13 protein-coding genes are annotated in these 13407 nt (G+C 42.9%); 10 read left to right on the forward strand and 3 right to left on the reverse strand.

Annotation, left to right across the window (positions count from 1 at the left end; translation table 11 throughout):
* The first annotated feature begins 80 nt into the window (after positions 1 to 80).
* From LI288_RS03560 to LI288_RS03580, 5 genes are all read left to right on the forward strand, one after another.
* Positions 81 to 1886: a glycerophosphodiester phosphodiesterase gene (locus LI288_RS03560; RefSeq protein ID WP_227089462.1), complete on the forward strand. Its 1806-nt coding sequence runs from the start codon at positions 81 to 83 to the stop codon at positions 1884 to 1886.
* Positions 1887 to 1913: 27 nt separating this feature from the next.
* Entirely contained in the window at positions 1914 to 3647 is a 1734-nt protein-coding gene (ptsP, locus tag LI288_RS03565) for a phosphoenolpyruvate--protein phosphotransferase (protein WP_227089463.1), read from the forward strand.
* 148 nt (positions 3648 to 3795) lie between these two features.
* Positions 3796 to 5055 (forward strand): GTPase HflX, encoded by a 1260-nt coding sequence (gene hflX / locus LI288_RS03570; protein ID WP_227089464.1) that lies wholly within the window; start codon positions 3796 to 3798, stop codon positions 5053 to 5055.
* Positions 5056 to 5230: 175 nt separating this feature from the next.
* Positions 5231 to 5722 (forward strand): dihydrofolate reductase, encoded by a 492-nt coding sequence (locus tag LI288_RS03575; RefSeq protein WP_227089465.1) that lies wholly within the window; start codon positions 5231 to 5233, stop codon positions 5720 to 5722.
* A gap of 41 nt (positions 5723 to 5763) precedes the next feature.
* Positions 5764 to 6945 (forward strand): hypothetical protein, encoded by a 1182-nt coding sequence (locus LI288_RS03580; protein WP_022433050.1) that lies wholly within the window; start codon positions 5764 to 5766, stop codon positions 6943 to 6945.
* A 102-nt stretch (positions 6946 to 7047) separates the two neighbouring features.
* On the opposite strand, the gene LI288_RS03585 is transcribed toward LI288_RS03580, so the two are convergent.
* Entirely contained in the window at positions 7048 to 7977 is a 930-nt protein-coding gene (locus tag LI288_RS03585) for an N-acetylmuramoyl-L-alanine amidase (RefSeq protein ID WP_022433051.1), read from the reverse strand.
* 93 nt (positions 7978 to 8070) lie between these two features.
* Between LI288_RS03585 and LI288_RS03590 the strand changes: the two genes are divergently transcribed.
* The 5 genes from LI288_RS03590 (at position 8071) to LI288_RS03610 (ending at position 12016) form a co-directional block, all read left to right on the forward strand.
* Positions 8071 to 9342 carry a peptidoglycan-binding protein gene (locus LI288_RS03590; protein WP_227089466.1) on the forward strand — a complete coding sequence of 424 codons (1272 nt, stop codon included), beginning with the start codon at positions 8071 to 8073 and terminating at the stop codon, positions 9340 to 9342.
* A 298-nt stretch (positions 9343 to 9640) separates the two neighbouring features.
* The gene (infC, locus tag LI288_RS03595; protein WP_227089467.1) at positions 9641 to 10135 is read left to right on the forward strand and encodes a translation initiation factor IF-3; all 495 of its coding nucleotides are present in this window, start codon (positions 9641 to 9643) and stop codon (positions 10133 to 10135) included.
* A 39-nt stretch (positions 10136 to 10174) separates the two neighbouring features.
* Positions 10175 to 10372: a 50S ribosomal protein L35 gene (gene rpmI / locus LI288_RS03600; protein ID WP_022433054.1), complete on the forward strand. Its 198-nt coding sequence runs from the start codon at positions 10175 to 10177 to the stop codon at positions 10370 to 10372.
* A gap of 37 nt (positions 10373 to 10409) precedes the next feature.
* The gene (gene rplT / locus LI288_RS03605) at positions 10410 to 10766 is read left to right on the forward strand and encodes a 50S ribosomal protein L20 (RefSeq protein ID WP_022433055.1); all 357 of its coding nucleotides are present in this window, start codon (positions 10410 to 10412) and stop codon (positions 10764 to 10766) included.
* A gap of 203 nt (positions 10767 to 10969) precedes the next feature.
* The gene (locus LI288_RS03610) at positions 10970 to 12016 is read left to right on the forward strand and encodes an FKBP-type peptidyl-prolyl cis-trans isomerase (RefSeq protein ID WP_227089468.1); all 1047 of its coding nucleotides are present in this window, start codon (positions 10970 to 10972) and stop codon (positions 12014 to 12016) included.
* Between the two features lie 220 nt (positions 12017 to 12236).
* Here the strand turns inward: LI288_RS03610 and LI288_RS03615 are convergent, their stop codons facing one another.
* Both LI288_RS03615 and dut read right to left on the reverse strand, forming a co-directional pair.
* Positions 12237 to 12926 (reverse strand): MgtC/SapB family protein, encoded by a 690-nt coding sequence (locus tag LI288_RS03615; RefSeq protein ID WP_022433057.1) that lies wholly within the window; start codon positions 12924 to 12926, stop codon positions 12237 to 12239.
* A gap of 31 nt (positions 12927 to 12957) precedes the next feature.
* Complete coding sequence (dut, locus tag LI288_RS03620; protein ID WP_022433058.1) at positions 12958 to 13401, reverse strand: dUTP diphosphatase; 444 nt, start codon at positions 13399 to 13401, stop codon at positions 12958 to 12960.
* Positions 13402 to 13407 lie beyond the last annotated feature (6 nt).

The raw sequence follows: 13407 nt of genomic DNA on the forward strand, positions 1-13407 counted from the left end.
GCGTTGGGTAGAGCGCAGTTGCCATATCGGTAAAGGCGCTTTTGCCATTTTTGAAACAAAAGTAACGGAGATTGTAGAAAATGTTAAAAAAGGCAAAGGAAGATTTGAGTCTGCTGATGCGCAGCGGAAAGCACATATTTGTTTTTGAACTGACATATAAGCTGGCAGCAACGGCGATTGTCTATCCGCTGGCGGTACTGGTATTAAATCTGGTGTTTAGCTTTGCAGGAATCAGTTATCTTACAAATGAATACATTTTAAAAGCGGTTACAAATCCGGCAGTGATTCTGACACTGGTTTTATTAATTGTTCTGTTTGTACTATACTGCAGCTATGAAATGTCTTTTTTAACAACCTGTTTTGAGTTAAAAAGGCAGGAATGTACAGCTTCCATTATAGAAACAGGACTCACGGCATTAAAGCATATCCGTCCGCTGTTTCAGATAAAAAATATTCCACTCGCCTTGTTTTATTTTATCATGATTCTTACGATTAACGTGGCGATTTGTGGAAATGTACTCTATTCCCAGACTGCGGTGAATCTGTTTAAGACGTATATTCTGCGAAACACATGGTTTGTAAAAGGTGCATTGATTGCAGGTACGCTGATTATTTATACTGTGATGATTTTCGGGATTTATTCTTTCCATGTGTTTATGCTGGAAGGTGTGGATTTCAGACAGGCTTATAAAAAGAGTGCTGCAATTGTCAAAAAACATTTTGTGGGAACACTTGGTTCACTTGTAATGTACAATCTGGGTGTGCTTGTGATAATCGGTATTTTTTATGTGCTGATTTCAGCAGTTCTGATTGCAGGCGTGAAACTGCTTGCAATGGCGTATATGGGAAGTGCGGTTTATTTATCCGTTCTGCGTGCCATCCGGAGCGGGACGAAATTGTTTCTGGTGTTTATTGCCATTCCTGTATCCTATACGGTGATTTCGCGTATGTATTATAAATACAATACGCAGCCGGTAGATTTTAGTGTCATTTATATCAGAAACCGTTATTACCGGTTAAACAGAACCATCTACTTCGGAGTGCTGATTTTGTCCGTTGTGTTAAATGCAGTTTACGTGGTAGGTTCATTTAATAAAAATCCGTTTGATAAAATTGCTATTTTCCATGAAACGACCATTACGGCACACCGCGGCGCATCTACGGAGGCACCGGAAAATACGCTGGCAGCATTTAAAAGAGCCATGGATGATATGGCAGATTACATTGAACTGGACGTGCAGCTGACCGCTGATGATGAAGTGGTTGTTATGCATGATGCAAGTGTGGCAAGAACAACAGGCGTTGACAGAAAAATTTCAGAAATGACACTGGAAGAAGTTAAACAGCTTGATGCAGGTAGTTCATTCAGTGCAGAATATGCCGGAGAACAGGTGCCGACACTGGAGGAAGTATTTCAACTGACGGACGGAAAAATCCGCATTAATATTGAGTTGAAAACGACGGCTTCCAGTGTAAAACTGGCAGAAAAAGTGATAGAATTAATTCATCAGTATAATATGGAAGATAAATGTGTGATTACATCGTTTGACTATTATGCATTAAAATATGCAAAGCACTATGATACAAAAATCCAGACGGGTTATATTTTGTCGGTGGCATACGGGGATTATTTTAATATGCCGGATATCGACTTTTTCAGCATGAATGCTTCGTTCTTATCCAAAAGAACGGTGGATGCCATTCATCAGTCCGGTAAACAGGTTTTTGCGTGGACGGTCAACAATGAAGTATCTATTAAGAATCTGACGAATAAGGGCGTAGACAATATTATTACGGACAACCCGGTACTGGCACGTGAAACCGTCTATTCAAGGGATACAAGCGAAACACTGATTAATATGATTAAATATGTATTTAACGGCTAAGCGTAAAATGCGGAAACGGGGGCTTATATGATTAGAGGAATAGGTACATCAAAAGGAATCGGAATGGGACGGGCTTTGATTGTAGAAAGTCCGCAGATGGAAATTTCCGTTAAAAAAATCGAAGATACGGCGGCAGAGCAGGAACGTTATAAAAAGGCAAAGGCGCAGTTTATTGAAGAAACACAGCAGATGATAGAGCAGTTAAAACAGCGGCTTGGCGAAAAGGACAAGACAGCACTGATTCTGCACAACCAGATTTATCTGATTAATGACGCGGAAATGGACAACGGCATTTTACAGATGATACAGGAGCAGAAGGTCTGCGCGGAAGCGGCAGTTGAAGAAACGTGTAATCTCTATATTAAGATTTTTGAAAATTCGGGCAGTGAGGCGGTAGCACAGCGCATTGCGGATATTATTGATTTAAAAGACCGTCTGGCGGGCATTTTACTGGGTGTGCATAGTGTAGACCTGACACATCTGCCGGAAAATACCATTATTATTGCAAAGGAACTCCAGCCGTCCATTACCGCGGTTATGGATACAGCGCATGTGGCAGGAATCGTGGCGGAAAAAGGCGGGGAAACCTCGCATACGGCCATTCTTGCAAGAGCGCTTGAAATTCCTGCGGTATTAAGCGTAAAAGATGCGTTGGAAAAAATCGGTAACGGCGATACGGTGATTGTAGACGGTGAATACGGAGAAGTCTTTGTACAGCCGATTCCAAAGACGATAGAAATATATCGCAAAAAACGCAAGTTATATGAAGAACAGGTGCAGGAGCTAAAGAAATATATCAATAAAGATACAGTCACACAGGATGAAAAACGAGTGTGCCTTGCCGCAAATATCGGAAATGCAGAGGATGCCGTCAAGGCGATGGAATCCGGGGCAGAATGTGTCGGCTTGTTTCGGACGGAGTTTCTGTTTATGAACGGTGTTTCCATGCCGACAGAGGAAGAACAGTTTGAAGTCTATAAGCGGGCAGCGGTCATCTGTAAGGACAAAGTTTTAACAATCCGTACACTGGATATTGGCGGAGACAAGGACATTCCGTACATGGGGCTGACAAAGGAGAGCAATCCGTTTTTAGGATATCGTGCCATCCGGTTCTGTCTTGGCAGAATCGACGTCTTTACAACACAGCTGCGGGCAATCCTGCGGGCAAGTGCCTACGGCAATATCCGCATTATGCTTCCGTTAATTACCGGTGTGAGTGAAGTGCGCAGCGTGCGGACAATTTTGCAGAATGTCATGCGGGAACTTGACAGTAAAGAAATTCCGTATGATAAGGATATTTTGTTAGGTGTCATGATTGAAACACCGGCGGCGTGTATGCTTGCCGACATTTTAGCAAAGGAAGCCGACTTTTTCTCTATTGGTACGAATGATTTAACGCAGTATACAATTGCGGTTGACCGGGGCAATGAAAATGTTGCTTATCTGTATTCGGCATTCCATCCGGCGGTACTGCGCTCTGTGAAGCGTATTATCGAGTGCGCAAAACGGGAAAATATTGAAGTCGGCATGTGCGGGGAAGCCGCAGGCAATCCGGCAATGATACCGTTGCTTTTAGCATTCGGATTAGATGAATTCAGCGTGACGGCATCAAAAGTACTGGAAACAAGAAAAAATATTGCTTCATGGACGATGAAAGAAGCCGCTGCCGTTACGGATACGGTGATGGGCATGAGCACAGAAAAGGAAGTTTCAGCTTATCTGAGTGATTATATTGCAACAAAAATGTCAAATGGAAAATAAAGGAGAAAGTGTGAAGAATCCTTAAATTAAAGATTCTTCACACAGATATTTGTGCCGCAGGCAGCACAAATATCTTTTTATCGCAGGACTGAATAAATTCAGCCCGCGGTTCCTCCGGCATTGAAATGCCTGCGGAAAAGAGGAATGAATGGCACAGGGATATGATACAGAGGAGCAGAAGGAACGAGTTTTACTGGTTGGCGTACAGTTAGACAATCAGGAAGACATGGAAAGCTCACTTGAAGAATTAAAAGCACTTGCAAAGACCGCAGGTGCGGAAACGGTTGGGAAGGTAATCCAGCCGCGTGATGCGTACCATCCGGCAACTTATATCGGGAAAGGAAAATTAGAGGAAGTCCGCAGTCTTATAGAAGAAACAGGGGCAACGGGCATTATCTGTGACGATGAACTTTCTCCGGCACAACTTAGGAATCTTGAAGATGCACTGGGGACAAAGGTTATGGACAGAACCATGGTCATTCTCGATATTTTTGCTTCGCGTGCAACGACCAGTGAAGGAAAGATACAGGTTGAGGTAGCACAGTTAAAGTACCGCTCCACCAGACTGACAGGACTTGGAACAACGCTTTCAAGACTGGGTGGCGGTATCGGTACGAGAGGACCGGGCGAAAAGAAGCTCGAAACAGACAGACGAATTATCCGTGACAGAATCAGCCGTCTTTCTAAAGATCTAGAAGAAATCAAGAATCACAGAGAGGTTGCAAGACAGAACAGAAGCCGTACGGCAGTTCCGGTAGCGGCGATTGTTGGATATACCAATGCAGGAAAATCTACACTGTTAAATTATATGACTGATGCGGGAATCCTCTCGGAAGATAAGCTGTTTGCAACACTTGACCCGACAACAAGGGCAATGAATCTTCCAAACGGTGAAAAAATCCTGCTGACCGATACGGTCGGATTTATCCGCAAGCTTCCGCATAATCTGATAGAGGCATTTAAGAGTACGCTCGAAGAAGCAAAGTATGCGGATATAATTGTGCATGTGGTGGATGCATCCTCACCGGACAGGGATATCCAGATGGATGTCGTATACAAGACCTTAAAGGAACTTGAAGTTGGTGATAAGCCGGTTGTGACCTTGTTTAACAAGTGTGATAAGTTTGAAAATGGGGATACGGAAGCGCCGGTTTTACGGGATTTTAAGGCAGATGAAACGGCATATATTTCCGCACGTACCGGAAGAGGCATTGCAGATTTTGAAGCGATTCTGGAAAAGATTATCCGGGAGAGCCGTGTGCATCTGGTACAGACCTTTGCATACGCCGATGCCGGAAAAATCCAGCAGATCCGCGCACAGGGACAGCTTATCAAAGAAGAATACACAGAAAACGGAATTGAAGTGGAAGCGTATGTGCCGAAAGCGCTGTATCAGAAGCTTCAATAGTAGTTGCTTCGCGACAAAGTCGCTCAGAAAAGGAGAAATGCGAAAATCCTTAAATCAAAGATTTTCGCATAACAGAATTGTGCCGCAGGCGTCACAATTCTGGATTTATCGCAGGACTGAATAAATTCAGTCCGCGAATCCTCCGGCATTAGAATGCCTGCGGAAAAGAGGAAGTATGAATTTAATTGCAGCAGTAGATAGGAACTGGGCTATTGGGAAGGCTGGCAGAGAGCTGGTCAATATCCCGGAGGATAAAAAGTTTTTCCGTGAGGAAACGACGGGCAAGGTGATTGTCATGGGACGAAAGACATTTGAGAGTCTGCCGGGGGCAATGGCACTGGCGGGCAGAACCAATATTGTATTGTCTGAAAATCCGGGCTTTGCACCGAAAAATACAATCGTATGCCGGTCATTTGAAGAAACAAAAGAAGAACTGGCAAAGTATCCGACAGAGGATATTTATATCATCGGCGGGGGCAGTATTTACAAGCAGTTTCTGTCGCTGTGTGATACGGCACACATTACAAAGGTAGATTATAAATACGATGCAGATACGTATTTCCCGAATCTGGACAAGCTTTCTGAATGGGAAATCAAAGAAACAAGCGAAGAAAAGACTTATTTTGATATGATTTACGAATTTGTCAGATACAGCAGAAAGAAGTAAACAGACAGAGACCGCAATGTGCGGCAGATAGGAGGTTTTTCTTGGCAAACTATAATAAAAAGAAAAGAAAAGGACTGGCAGCAATTCTTGTGATGGCAATTGTCATCGTGCTTGGCGGAGGTACGGCATTTGCATATCCGTATCTGGAAACGGCATATTCCCCAAAGGCACAGGTATTGGCTGCTTTACAGACAGCGGGAGAAGAATCAAAGCAGGGCATGCAGACCATGATTTCCGAAGTATCGGATTTGCTGACCGGTCAGACACAGCTGACGGGAAATGTGACATTTACCAGAGCCGAACTGGACGGAAAAGATTATTTAAAAGAGCATGGCTTATCAAAAGGAACATTCAAACTGCAATTAGATGCCGCGAAACGCACGGTAAACGGAAATATAACGGCAGAAGGCAGTGAAAAGAAACGGGAAGCAGAAGTATCTGTGGGTGAAAAGGATTTAAAAGAATTCTTAAAGGAAGCAGGGTACGAATCGTACTATAATAGACTGCATACGATATTAAACAGTGTTGATGCGGATACCATGCAGGAGTATATGCAGGTAGCCGATAAGCTGACAGAGCAGGCTTACGGGGCAGCAGGCACGGTGCTGAATCAGAGTACCTATGAAAAAGAAGGGAAAGAAACGCTGGAAATCAACGGCACACAGCTTTCAACGGTTAAATATACCGTAACTGTCGGAAAAGAAGCGTGGATGGCGGGTGTGGAAGACTTCTTAAACCGTGTGTATGCGGATAAAGAGTTAAATTCTTATACCACGATGCTTGCAACGTTTACCGGTTATTCCAAATATGATTTACAGCAGCAGGCAGAAACACTGTTTTCAGATTTTACACAGGTAAATCTATATGTTTATTTAGATAAGGATAAAAATCTTGTTCGTCTGTCAACGTCATTTGACACAGGCTTCTGCGAGGCTGTTTTGGAAGCACAGGGACTTGAAAAATGGAATGAGCAGACGGCAGTCCGTATAAAAAGTGAGCGCTCCGAGCTGACAGCAGTCGGTGAAAATACGGATATGGTATCTAAGGTGAACCTTAATGTCAGATACCATGAAACCGGCAGCCAGCCTTCCGGTACGGTGGCGCTGACGGTAGAAAAGCAGAACAATTATCTGTCCTGTACTTTAGGAAAAGTGACGGCAAAGGCGAAAGGACATGAGGCGGCAGTTGAATTTACCGGTGAATGTACGTATCAGTTTCGTTAAAAATCAGATAATCAGGTAAAAGCAGTACGGAAAGTTTATTTTTCGTACTGCTTTTTTTGGGGTGCGCCTAGCGGCGCACGCCGGTGATGCAGAAATATAAAATCAGTTATATACAATAAATGTACTGTAACGGAAGCAGCGGAGACGGCGTTCCATTTTGATTGCATTGGAAAGATATCGGAAAGCCCCCACCTGTACTTTATACAACCCGTCTTCATAAATCATAAATGCAGGAAAACCTTCCATCAGAAGCGAGTTGAGCATACGTTCTGCATTGGATTTATCGCGGAAAGAGCCGACCTGGACACGGTAGAGTTTTTCGGGATCATTGTCTTCCATTGGATTCTGCATCCGGTAAGGAACGTTCATGCCAGGACGTGTTGCAGGACTTGGAGGCAGGGTGGTATCCTGTGCATCCCCCTGATATGTGCCGTTAAAGGCTTCCGGTTCCGGCATATTTTGTACATAATCCGGGATTTCATTAAAATTGATGTCCTGTGCGTAAAGTGTCTTTAAAATACCATCGGCAATGGCCTGTGCAATTTTATTGAAATTTTCATCAAAAATACGGTTATCTTCATCGTCGTTGATAAAACCTGCTTCAATCAGTACGGCTGGCATTTTCGTACGTTTTAAAACGACAAGATTCGGGCGTTCGGTTACACCGAGATTTTTAAAGCCTGCCTTTTCAAGTTCCTCATTGATATTGCGCGCAAGCACGGCTTTGATGCCGGAATCGTTGTATACAAGTGTTTCCACACCATTGTACTGGTTCGGGCGCTCTGAGGAATTGCGGTGAATGGATACAAAGTAATCCGCACCGGCATTATTGGCATCGGTTGCCTTTTTAAATGGGGTTTCATACTCATCATCTTCGCGTACATAGTAGACATTGATACCGCTGTTTTCAAGAATTTGTCCGACAGCGCGGGTCAGCCGCAGTGTATCGTCTTTTTCTTTACGACTTTTATAAACGGCGCCGGAGTCGCTGCCGCCGTGTCCGGCGTCAAGTGCTATCGTTATTTCAGACATAAAGCCTCCATAACAGTCTTATCACAGTTATATTATTCATCACTTTCCCAATCGTTGCATATATTGATACAAAAATTACCAATGGAGATAGAAATGAACGTAGGGTATGTACACACACTTGAAACACCGGACAATGCGGTTGACCGGGGAACACTGCGTGTCAGTGTTATTGACAGGGATACGAATCAGCCGGTTCAAAATGCAAGGGTGGAGGTTTCTTATACAGCAGACCCGGAGTCAGTGCTGGAGGTGTTAGACACGGATAACAGCGGACTGACAGAGGATGTCGGGCTTGCTGCGCCGCCGTTAGAGTACAGCATGGAACCGGGGATTGAACAGCCGTATGCGGAATATACCGTGACGGTCAGGGCGGAGGGTTATGAGGCATTCAGCGTGTCGGCTGTCAATGTGCTTTCAGGGGAATTAAGCCTGCAGAATATGCCGATGGAACCAAGACGGGTGTCGGAATCACCGAAAAATATTGTAATCGGACCGCATACGTTATTTGCGGAATATCCGCCTAAAATTGCTGAAAGTGAGATAAAGCCGGTCGGAGAACCGGGAGAAATTGTATTAAGCCGTGTGGTGGTGCCGGAAATGGTTGTTGTCCATGACGGCACGCCGGCCGATTCCACAGCACAGAATTACTATGTGCGTTACAGGGATTATATTAAAAATGTGGCAAGCAGTGAAATCTATTCAACATGGCCAAGACAGACATTGGAGGCCAATATCCATGCCATAATGTCCTTTACGTTAAACCGTGTGTATACAGAGTGGTATCGCAATCAGGGGTATAATTTTACGATTACGTCCTCTACGGCATATGACCATAAATGGATTGCAGACAGAAATGTATTTGGGAATATTTCACAGGTGGTAGATGAGATATTTGATACGTATCTGTCAAGACCGAACGTCAAACAGCCGATATTAACACAGTATTGTGATGGAAAAAGAGTCAGCTGTCCACAGTGGTTAAGCCAGTGGGGCAGTAAATACTTAGGCGACCAGAATTATAGTGCGATTGAAATTTTGCAGTATTACTATGGGGATACCATTTATATCAATACGGCGGAAGAAATCAGCGGGATTCCGTCTTCATGGCCGGGAGCGGATTTAGATATCGGTTCATCAGGGCAGAAGGTTAAACAGATACAGGAACAGTTAAATCTGATTGGAGAATTTTATAATGCCATTCCGGTGCTGGTTGCAGACGGTATTTACGGAGAACGTACGGCAGAGGCAGTAAAGGTCTTCCAGCGGATTTTTAATCTGCCGCAGACCGGCGTTGTGGATTTTCCGACATGGTATAAAATTTCCGACCAGTATGTGCGCCTTTCGGGCATTGCAGAGCTGATGTAAAAAAATGCCGTGGAAAATACAAAAAGGTTATTGACAAAGAAACGATAAGATGTTAAACTATAACAGTTGTAAAACGAAGCAGGGTATCCACTCTCACCTTAGCGCAGCAGGCGACTCGGGTTTATATTTTATGAATGATATAATTTTTCACTGGATTTGTGGAGAATACAAGATATTAGGATTAGAGTAGAGCGGATAACGGGAATTGGTTATTCGTTCTATTTTTTTATGAGGAATAGACCTGTTTGCTATTTCAACATCATGCTAATTATGGAGGTGCACTACTATTAGTGAATTAATGATTAACGAACAAATCCGCGACAGAGAGGTTCGTGTTATTGGAGAAGAAGGACAGCAGCTTGGTGTGATGCCACCAAAGGAAGCAATGAAGCTGGCAAAGGAAGCCAATGTAGATTTGGTAAAGATTGCTCCATCAGCGAATCCACCGGTGTGTAAGCTTGTAAATTACGGAAAATACAGATATGAGCTTGCAAGAAAAGAAAAAGAAGCAAAGAAAAAACAGAAGACAATTGAAATCAAGGAAGTCAGATTATCACCGAATATTGATGCGAATGATTTGAATACGAAGAATAACGCAGCCAGAAAGTTCATTGAAAAAGGCAACAAGGTTAAAGTAACACTTCGTTTCCGTGGACGTGAGATGGCACATATCGACAGCAGCAAGCACATTTTGGAAGAATTTGCTGAGAAGTTAAGTGATATTGCAGTTGTTGAAAAAGCTCCAAAACTCGAGGGCCGGAGCATGATGATGTTTTTAACTGAAAAACGTTAAAATAAATTGAAATTATAGAGAACATTTAGGAGGATTATTATGCCAAAGGTAAAAACAAAAAAAGCAGCCGCTAAGCGTTTTAAAATGACTGGAACAGGAAAGTTAAAGAGAATGAAAGCTTACAAGAGCCATATTCTTACAAAGAAGACAACAAAGAGAAAGAGAAATTTAAGACATGCAGCTATGACAGATGCAACAAATGTAAAGACAATGAAGAAGATTATGCCTTATCTCTAATATGAGGTTGTGTGAATTTTAAGGAGGAATATAGAAAATGGCAAGAATTAAAGGCGGTATGAACGCAAAGAAGAAACATAACAGAGTATTAAAGCTCGCTAAAGGATATAGAGGAGCACGTTCTAAGCAGTACAGAGTTGCAAAGCAGTCTGTAATGAGAGCGTTAACAGAATCATACAAGGGCAGAAAGCAGAAGAAGAGACAGTTCAGACAGTTATGGATTGCCAGAATCAATGCTGCTGCAAGAATGAATGGTTTATCATACAGCAAGTTCATGTATGGTTTAAAGCTTGCAAACATCGACTTAAACAGAAAGGTATTGTCAGAAATGGCAATCAACGATGCAGAAGGTTTTGCAAAGCTTGCAGAACTTGCAAAGTCTAAGTTAGCATAATTTAATCAGCAAAGCTGATAAAATGCCCTCGTGTATACGGGGGCATTTGTAATATAAAAAATGTGTAATATGTGTGAAAATTGTGTGCAATACCTATGAATTTGATAAGAAATGTGGTATAAACATAAATGATATTGATGGGATTTACCGTCAGCAGCATAAATTACATGATGGGAGGACCGTCTGGTGGCGGTAGAACAGGAATGAAAAAAACAGGATTATTAAAAAGAGCAGGTGTAGCTGTGATGACAGCGGCACTGATGGTGACAGCTGTGGCTTGTAACACTAAGATTAAAGTGAATTTTGAAGCAAAAGCAAGCGACTATGTCAAATTAGGACAGTATAAAGGGATTACCGTATCGGTAGACGAACAGGCAATTGAGAATGAACTGATTGAAAAAAAAGTTCAGAACGATCTGGCATCCAATACGACTTATGATGAGGTTTCAAGAGAAGCAAGGGATAAGGATCAGGTAACGGTAGACTTTACCGGAACAATCGGCGGCGAAGAAGTTTCAGGCTTCAGTAACGAAGATTACTCGCTGATTTTAGGAACAGATACATTTGTCATTGACGGATTTATTGATGCATTATACGGCATGTCGGCAGGTCAGACAAAGGTTGTAATTTTAACCGTGCCGGAAGATTTTGAAGATGCACCGGAATATGCGGGCAGCCGCATTGTATACAATATTACAATGAAAAAGGTTGAACAGCCCAATGTACCGATGATTACCGATGCGTATGTACAGGAATATTTTTCATGCAATACGGTAGCAGAATACAGACAGTCTATCAAAGATGATATTCAGGAAACGATTGACGAACAGATTGAAGATGCCAAGAAAGAAGCAGTTCTTACAAAGCTTCAGCAAAACTGTGAAATTACAGGCTATCCGGAAGCATATCTGTCAAGCAAGCAGTCAGAATTAGAAACATCCATTAAGTTCTATGCACTGATGCAGGGCTTATCAAATGATGAGTATTGCCAGAAATCTTTTGGTATTTCATTTGAGGAATACGTAAAGCGTGCCGTAGCACAGGATTTGATTTTCCAGTCTATTATTGAACAGGAAGATTTAAGTATTACAGATTATGAATACAAGGGCGATTTGGAAAGCTTTGCGGATAAGATGGGCTTTACCAATAAAGACAGTTTTGTTGAAAAGTATGGAAAAGATAAGATTGTACGTGCCATGCTCTTACAGAAGGCACAGGACGTTGTGATGAACAGTGCCGTATACGAATAGTCACATAAATAGTACACCGGCACGCAGCATGGACGGATACAGTCCAAAATAAAAGTCTGAAATTTATATTATAAAATAAAAGAGATTTACGAGGAAACGGTTTAATAATGACCGGCTTCGTAAATCTCTTTTTTTGGTAAGCTGAAATTTTGATAAGTACAATCTGTGAATCCGTAAAGGCAGGCAGCCCAAACCGGAAGATATCCGATATCCGGATAATTCAACGGATTTCTTCGATGATCAGTGAATTAGAAAGACCGCGGATATCCGTTAAAACAGTTTGGCGCATAATGGGATTCTGTACACGCACATAAAATGTGGCAAAACCGGAACGCTGCTCATGGGTCGGATAAATTTCCAGATTATGTAATTCGTAATTATGCAGGTTGCAGTATTCAATCAGGTTCTTGATAAAGGAAGAATCCTGATATTCTGCATAAATGGAGATGTACTTGTTAAAACGCATCAGCCGTTTGTCAACACGCGACAAAATACGCAGGGAAAATATAATCATAACCGTACATAAAACAGCACCGCAGTAAAAGCCGGAGCCTACGGCAATGCCAATCGTGGCACAGCACCAAAGCCCTGCGGCAGTGGTCAGACCGCGGACATGATTGTTGTGCGTGACAAGAATCGTTCCAGCGCCGAGGAAGCCGATACCGCTGATAACCTGTGCCGGAATCCGGGCAGGGTCTGTGCCGCCAAGCCGTTCACACATATAAAGATTGGTGATACAGGCAAGAGTTGCACCCAGACACACAATCACATAAGTACGAAATCCGGCGGGGTGTTGTTTCTGCTCGCGTTCAATTCCCAGTGCACCGCCTAAAATCAGGGCAAGCGCAATTCTCAATAAAATAGAAAATAAATTCAATTCGCTAAAAACAGGAATATTTTCAAAATACATAGAACCTCATTTCAAAGCAGTTTCGTTGCATCTATTTTGTTCCGGTAGAACCAAAACCGCCGTTTCCACGGTCTGTTTCGTCTAAAGAATCGGCTTCGTCAAAAGCGGCGGTAATAAATGGTGTCAGTACAAGCTGTGCAATGCGGTCGCCCGGTTCAACGGTAACAGCTTCATTTCCGTGGTTATAGAGTGCAACCATGATTTCACCGCGGTAATCGGCATCAATGACCCCAACCTTGTTGGCAGGGGCAATGCCTTTTTTGCATGCCATGCCGCTTCGTGCATACACCAGACCGACCAGTCCTTCCGGAATGGCAATGGCGATACCGGTGTGGATAAATTCAGTTTTTCCCGGTTCAATTGTTACAGGCTGTTCCATGCCGGAATAAAGGTCTGCACCGGCAGACTGGGCAGTACCGTAAGTCGGAATAATGGCATTTGGTGTCAGTTTTTTTAATTTTACAATTGTGTTCATAAGATA

It is taken from the genome of Lachnospira pectinoschiza (genome assembly GCF_020564355.1).
Lineage (GTDB): Bacteria > Bacillota > Clostridia > Lachnospirales > Lachnospiraceae > Lachnospira > Lachnospira intestinalis.

What these genes read in the sequence shown, in the direction of transcription:
- infC (WP_227089467.1), top strand. Translation starts at nt 9,641, where the DNA reads ATGATTAACGAACAAATCCGCGACAGAGAGGTTCGTGTTATTGGAGAA.
- dut (WP_022433058.1), bottom strand. Translation starts at nt 13,401, where the DNA reads ATGAACACAATTGTAAAATTAAAAAAACTGACACCAAATGCCATTATT.
- LI288_RS03560 (WP_227089462.1), top strand. Translation starts at nt 81, where the DNA reads ATGTTAAAAAAGGCAAAGGAAGATTTGAGTCTGCTGATGCGCAGCGGA.
- LI288_RS03585 (WP_022433051.1), bottom strand. Translation starts at nt 7,977, where the DNA reads ATGTCTGAAATAACGATAGCACTTGACGCCGGACACGGCGGCAGCGAC.
- LI288_RS03575 (WP_227089465.1), top strand. Translation starts at nt 5,231, where the DNA reads ATGAATTTAATTGCAGCAGTAGATAGGAACTGGGCTATTGGGAAGGCT.
- LI288_RS03610 (WP_227089468.1), top strand. Translation starts at nt 10,970, where the DNA reads ATGAAAAAAACAGGATTATTAAAAAGAGCAGGTGTAGCTGTGATGACA.
- rplT (WP_022433055.1), top strand. Translation starts at nt 10,410, where the DNA reads ATGGCAAGAATTAAAGGCGGTATGAACGCAAAGAAGAAACATAACAGA.
- LI288_RS03615 (WP_022433057.1), bottom strand. Translation starts at nt 12,926, where the DNA reads ATGTATTTTGAAAATATTCCTGTTTTTAGCGAATTGAATTTATTTTCT.
- ptsP (WP_227089463.1), top strand. Translation starts at nt 1,914, where the DNA reads ATGATTAGAGGAATAGGTACATCAAAAGGAATCGGAATGGGACGGGCT.
- rpmI (WP_022433054.1), top strand. Translation starts at nt 10,175, where the DNA reads ATGCCAAAGGTAAAAACAAAAAAAGCAGCCGCTAAGCGTTTTAAAATG.
- hflX (WP_227089464.1), top strand. Translation starts at nt 3,796, where the DNA reads ATGGCACAGGGATATGATACAGAGGAGCAGAAGGAACGAGTTTTACTG.
- LI288_RS03590 (WP_227089466.1), top strand. Translation starts at nt 8,071, where the DNA reads ATGAACGTAGGGTATGTACACACACTTGAAACACCGGACAATGCGGTT.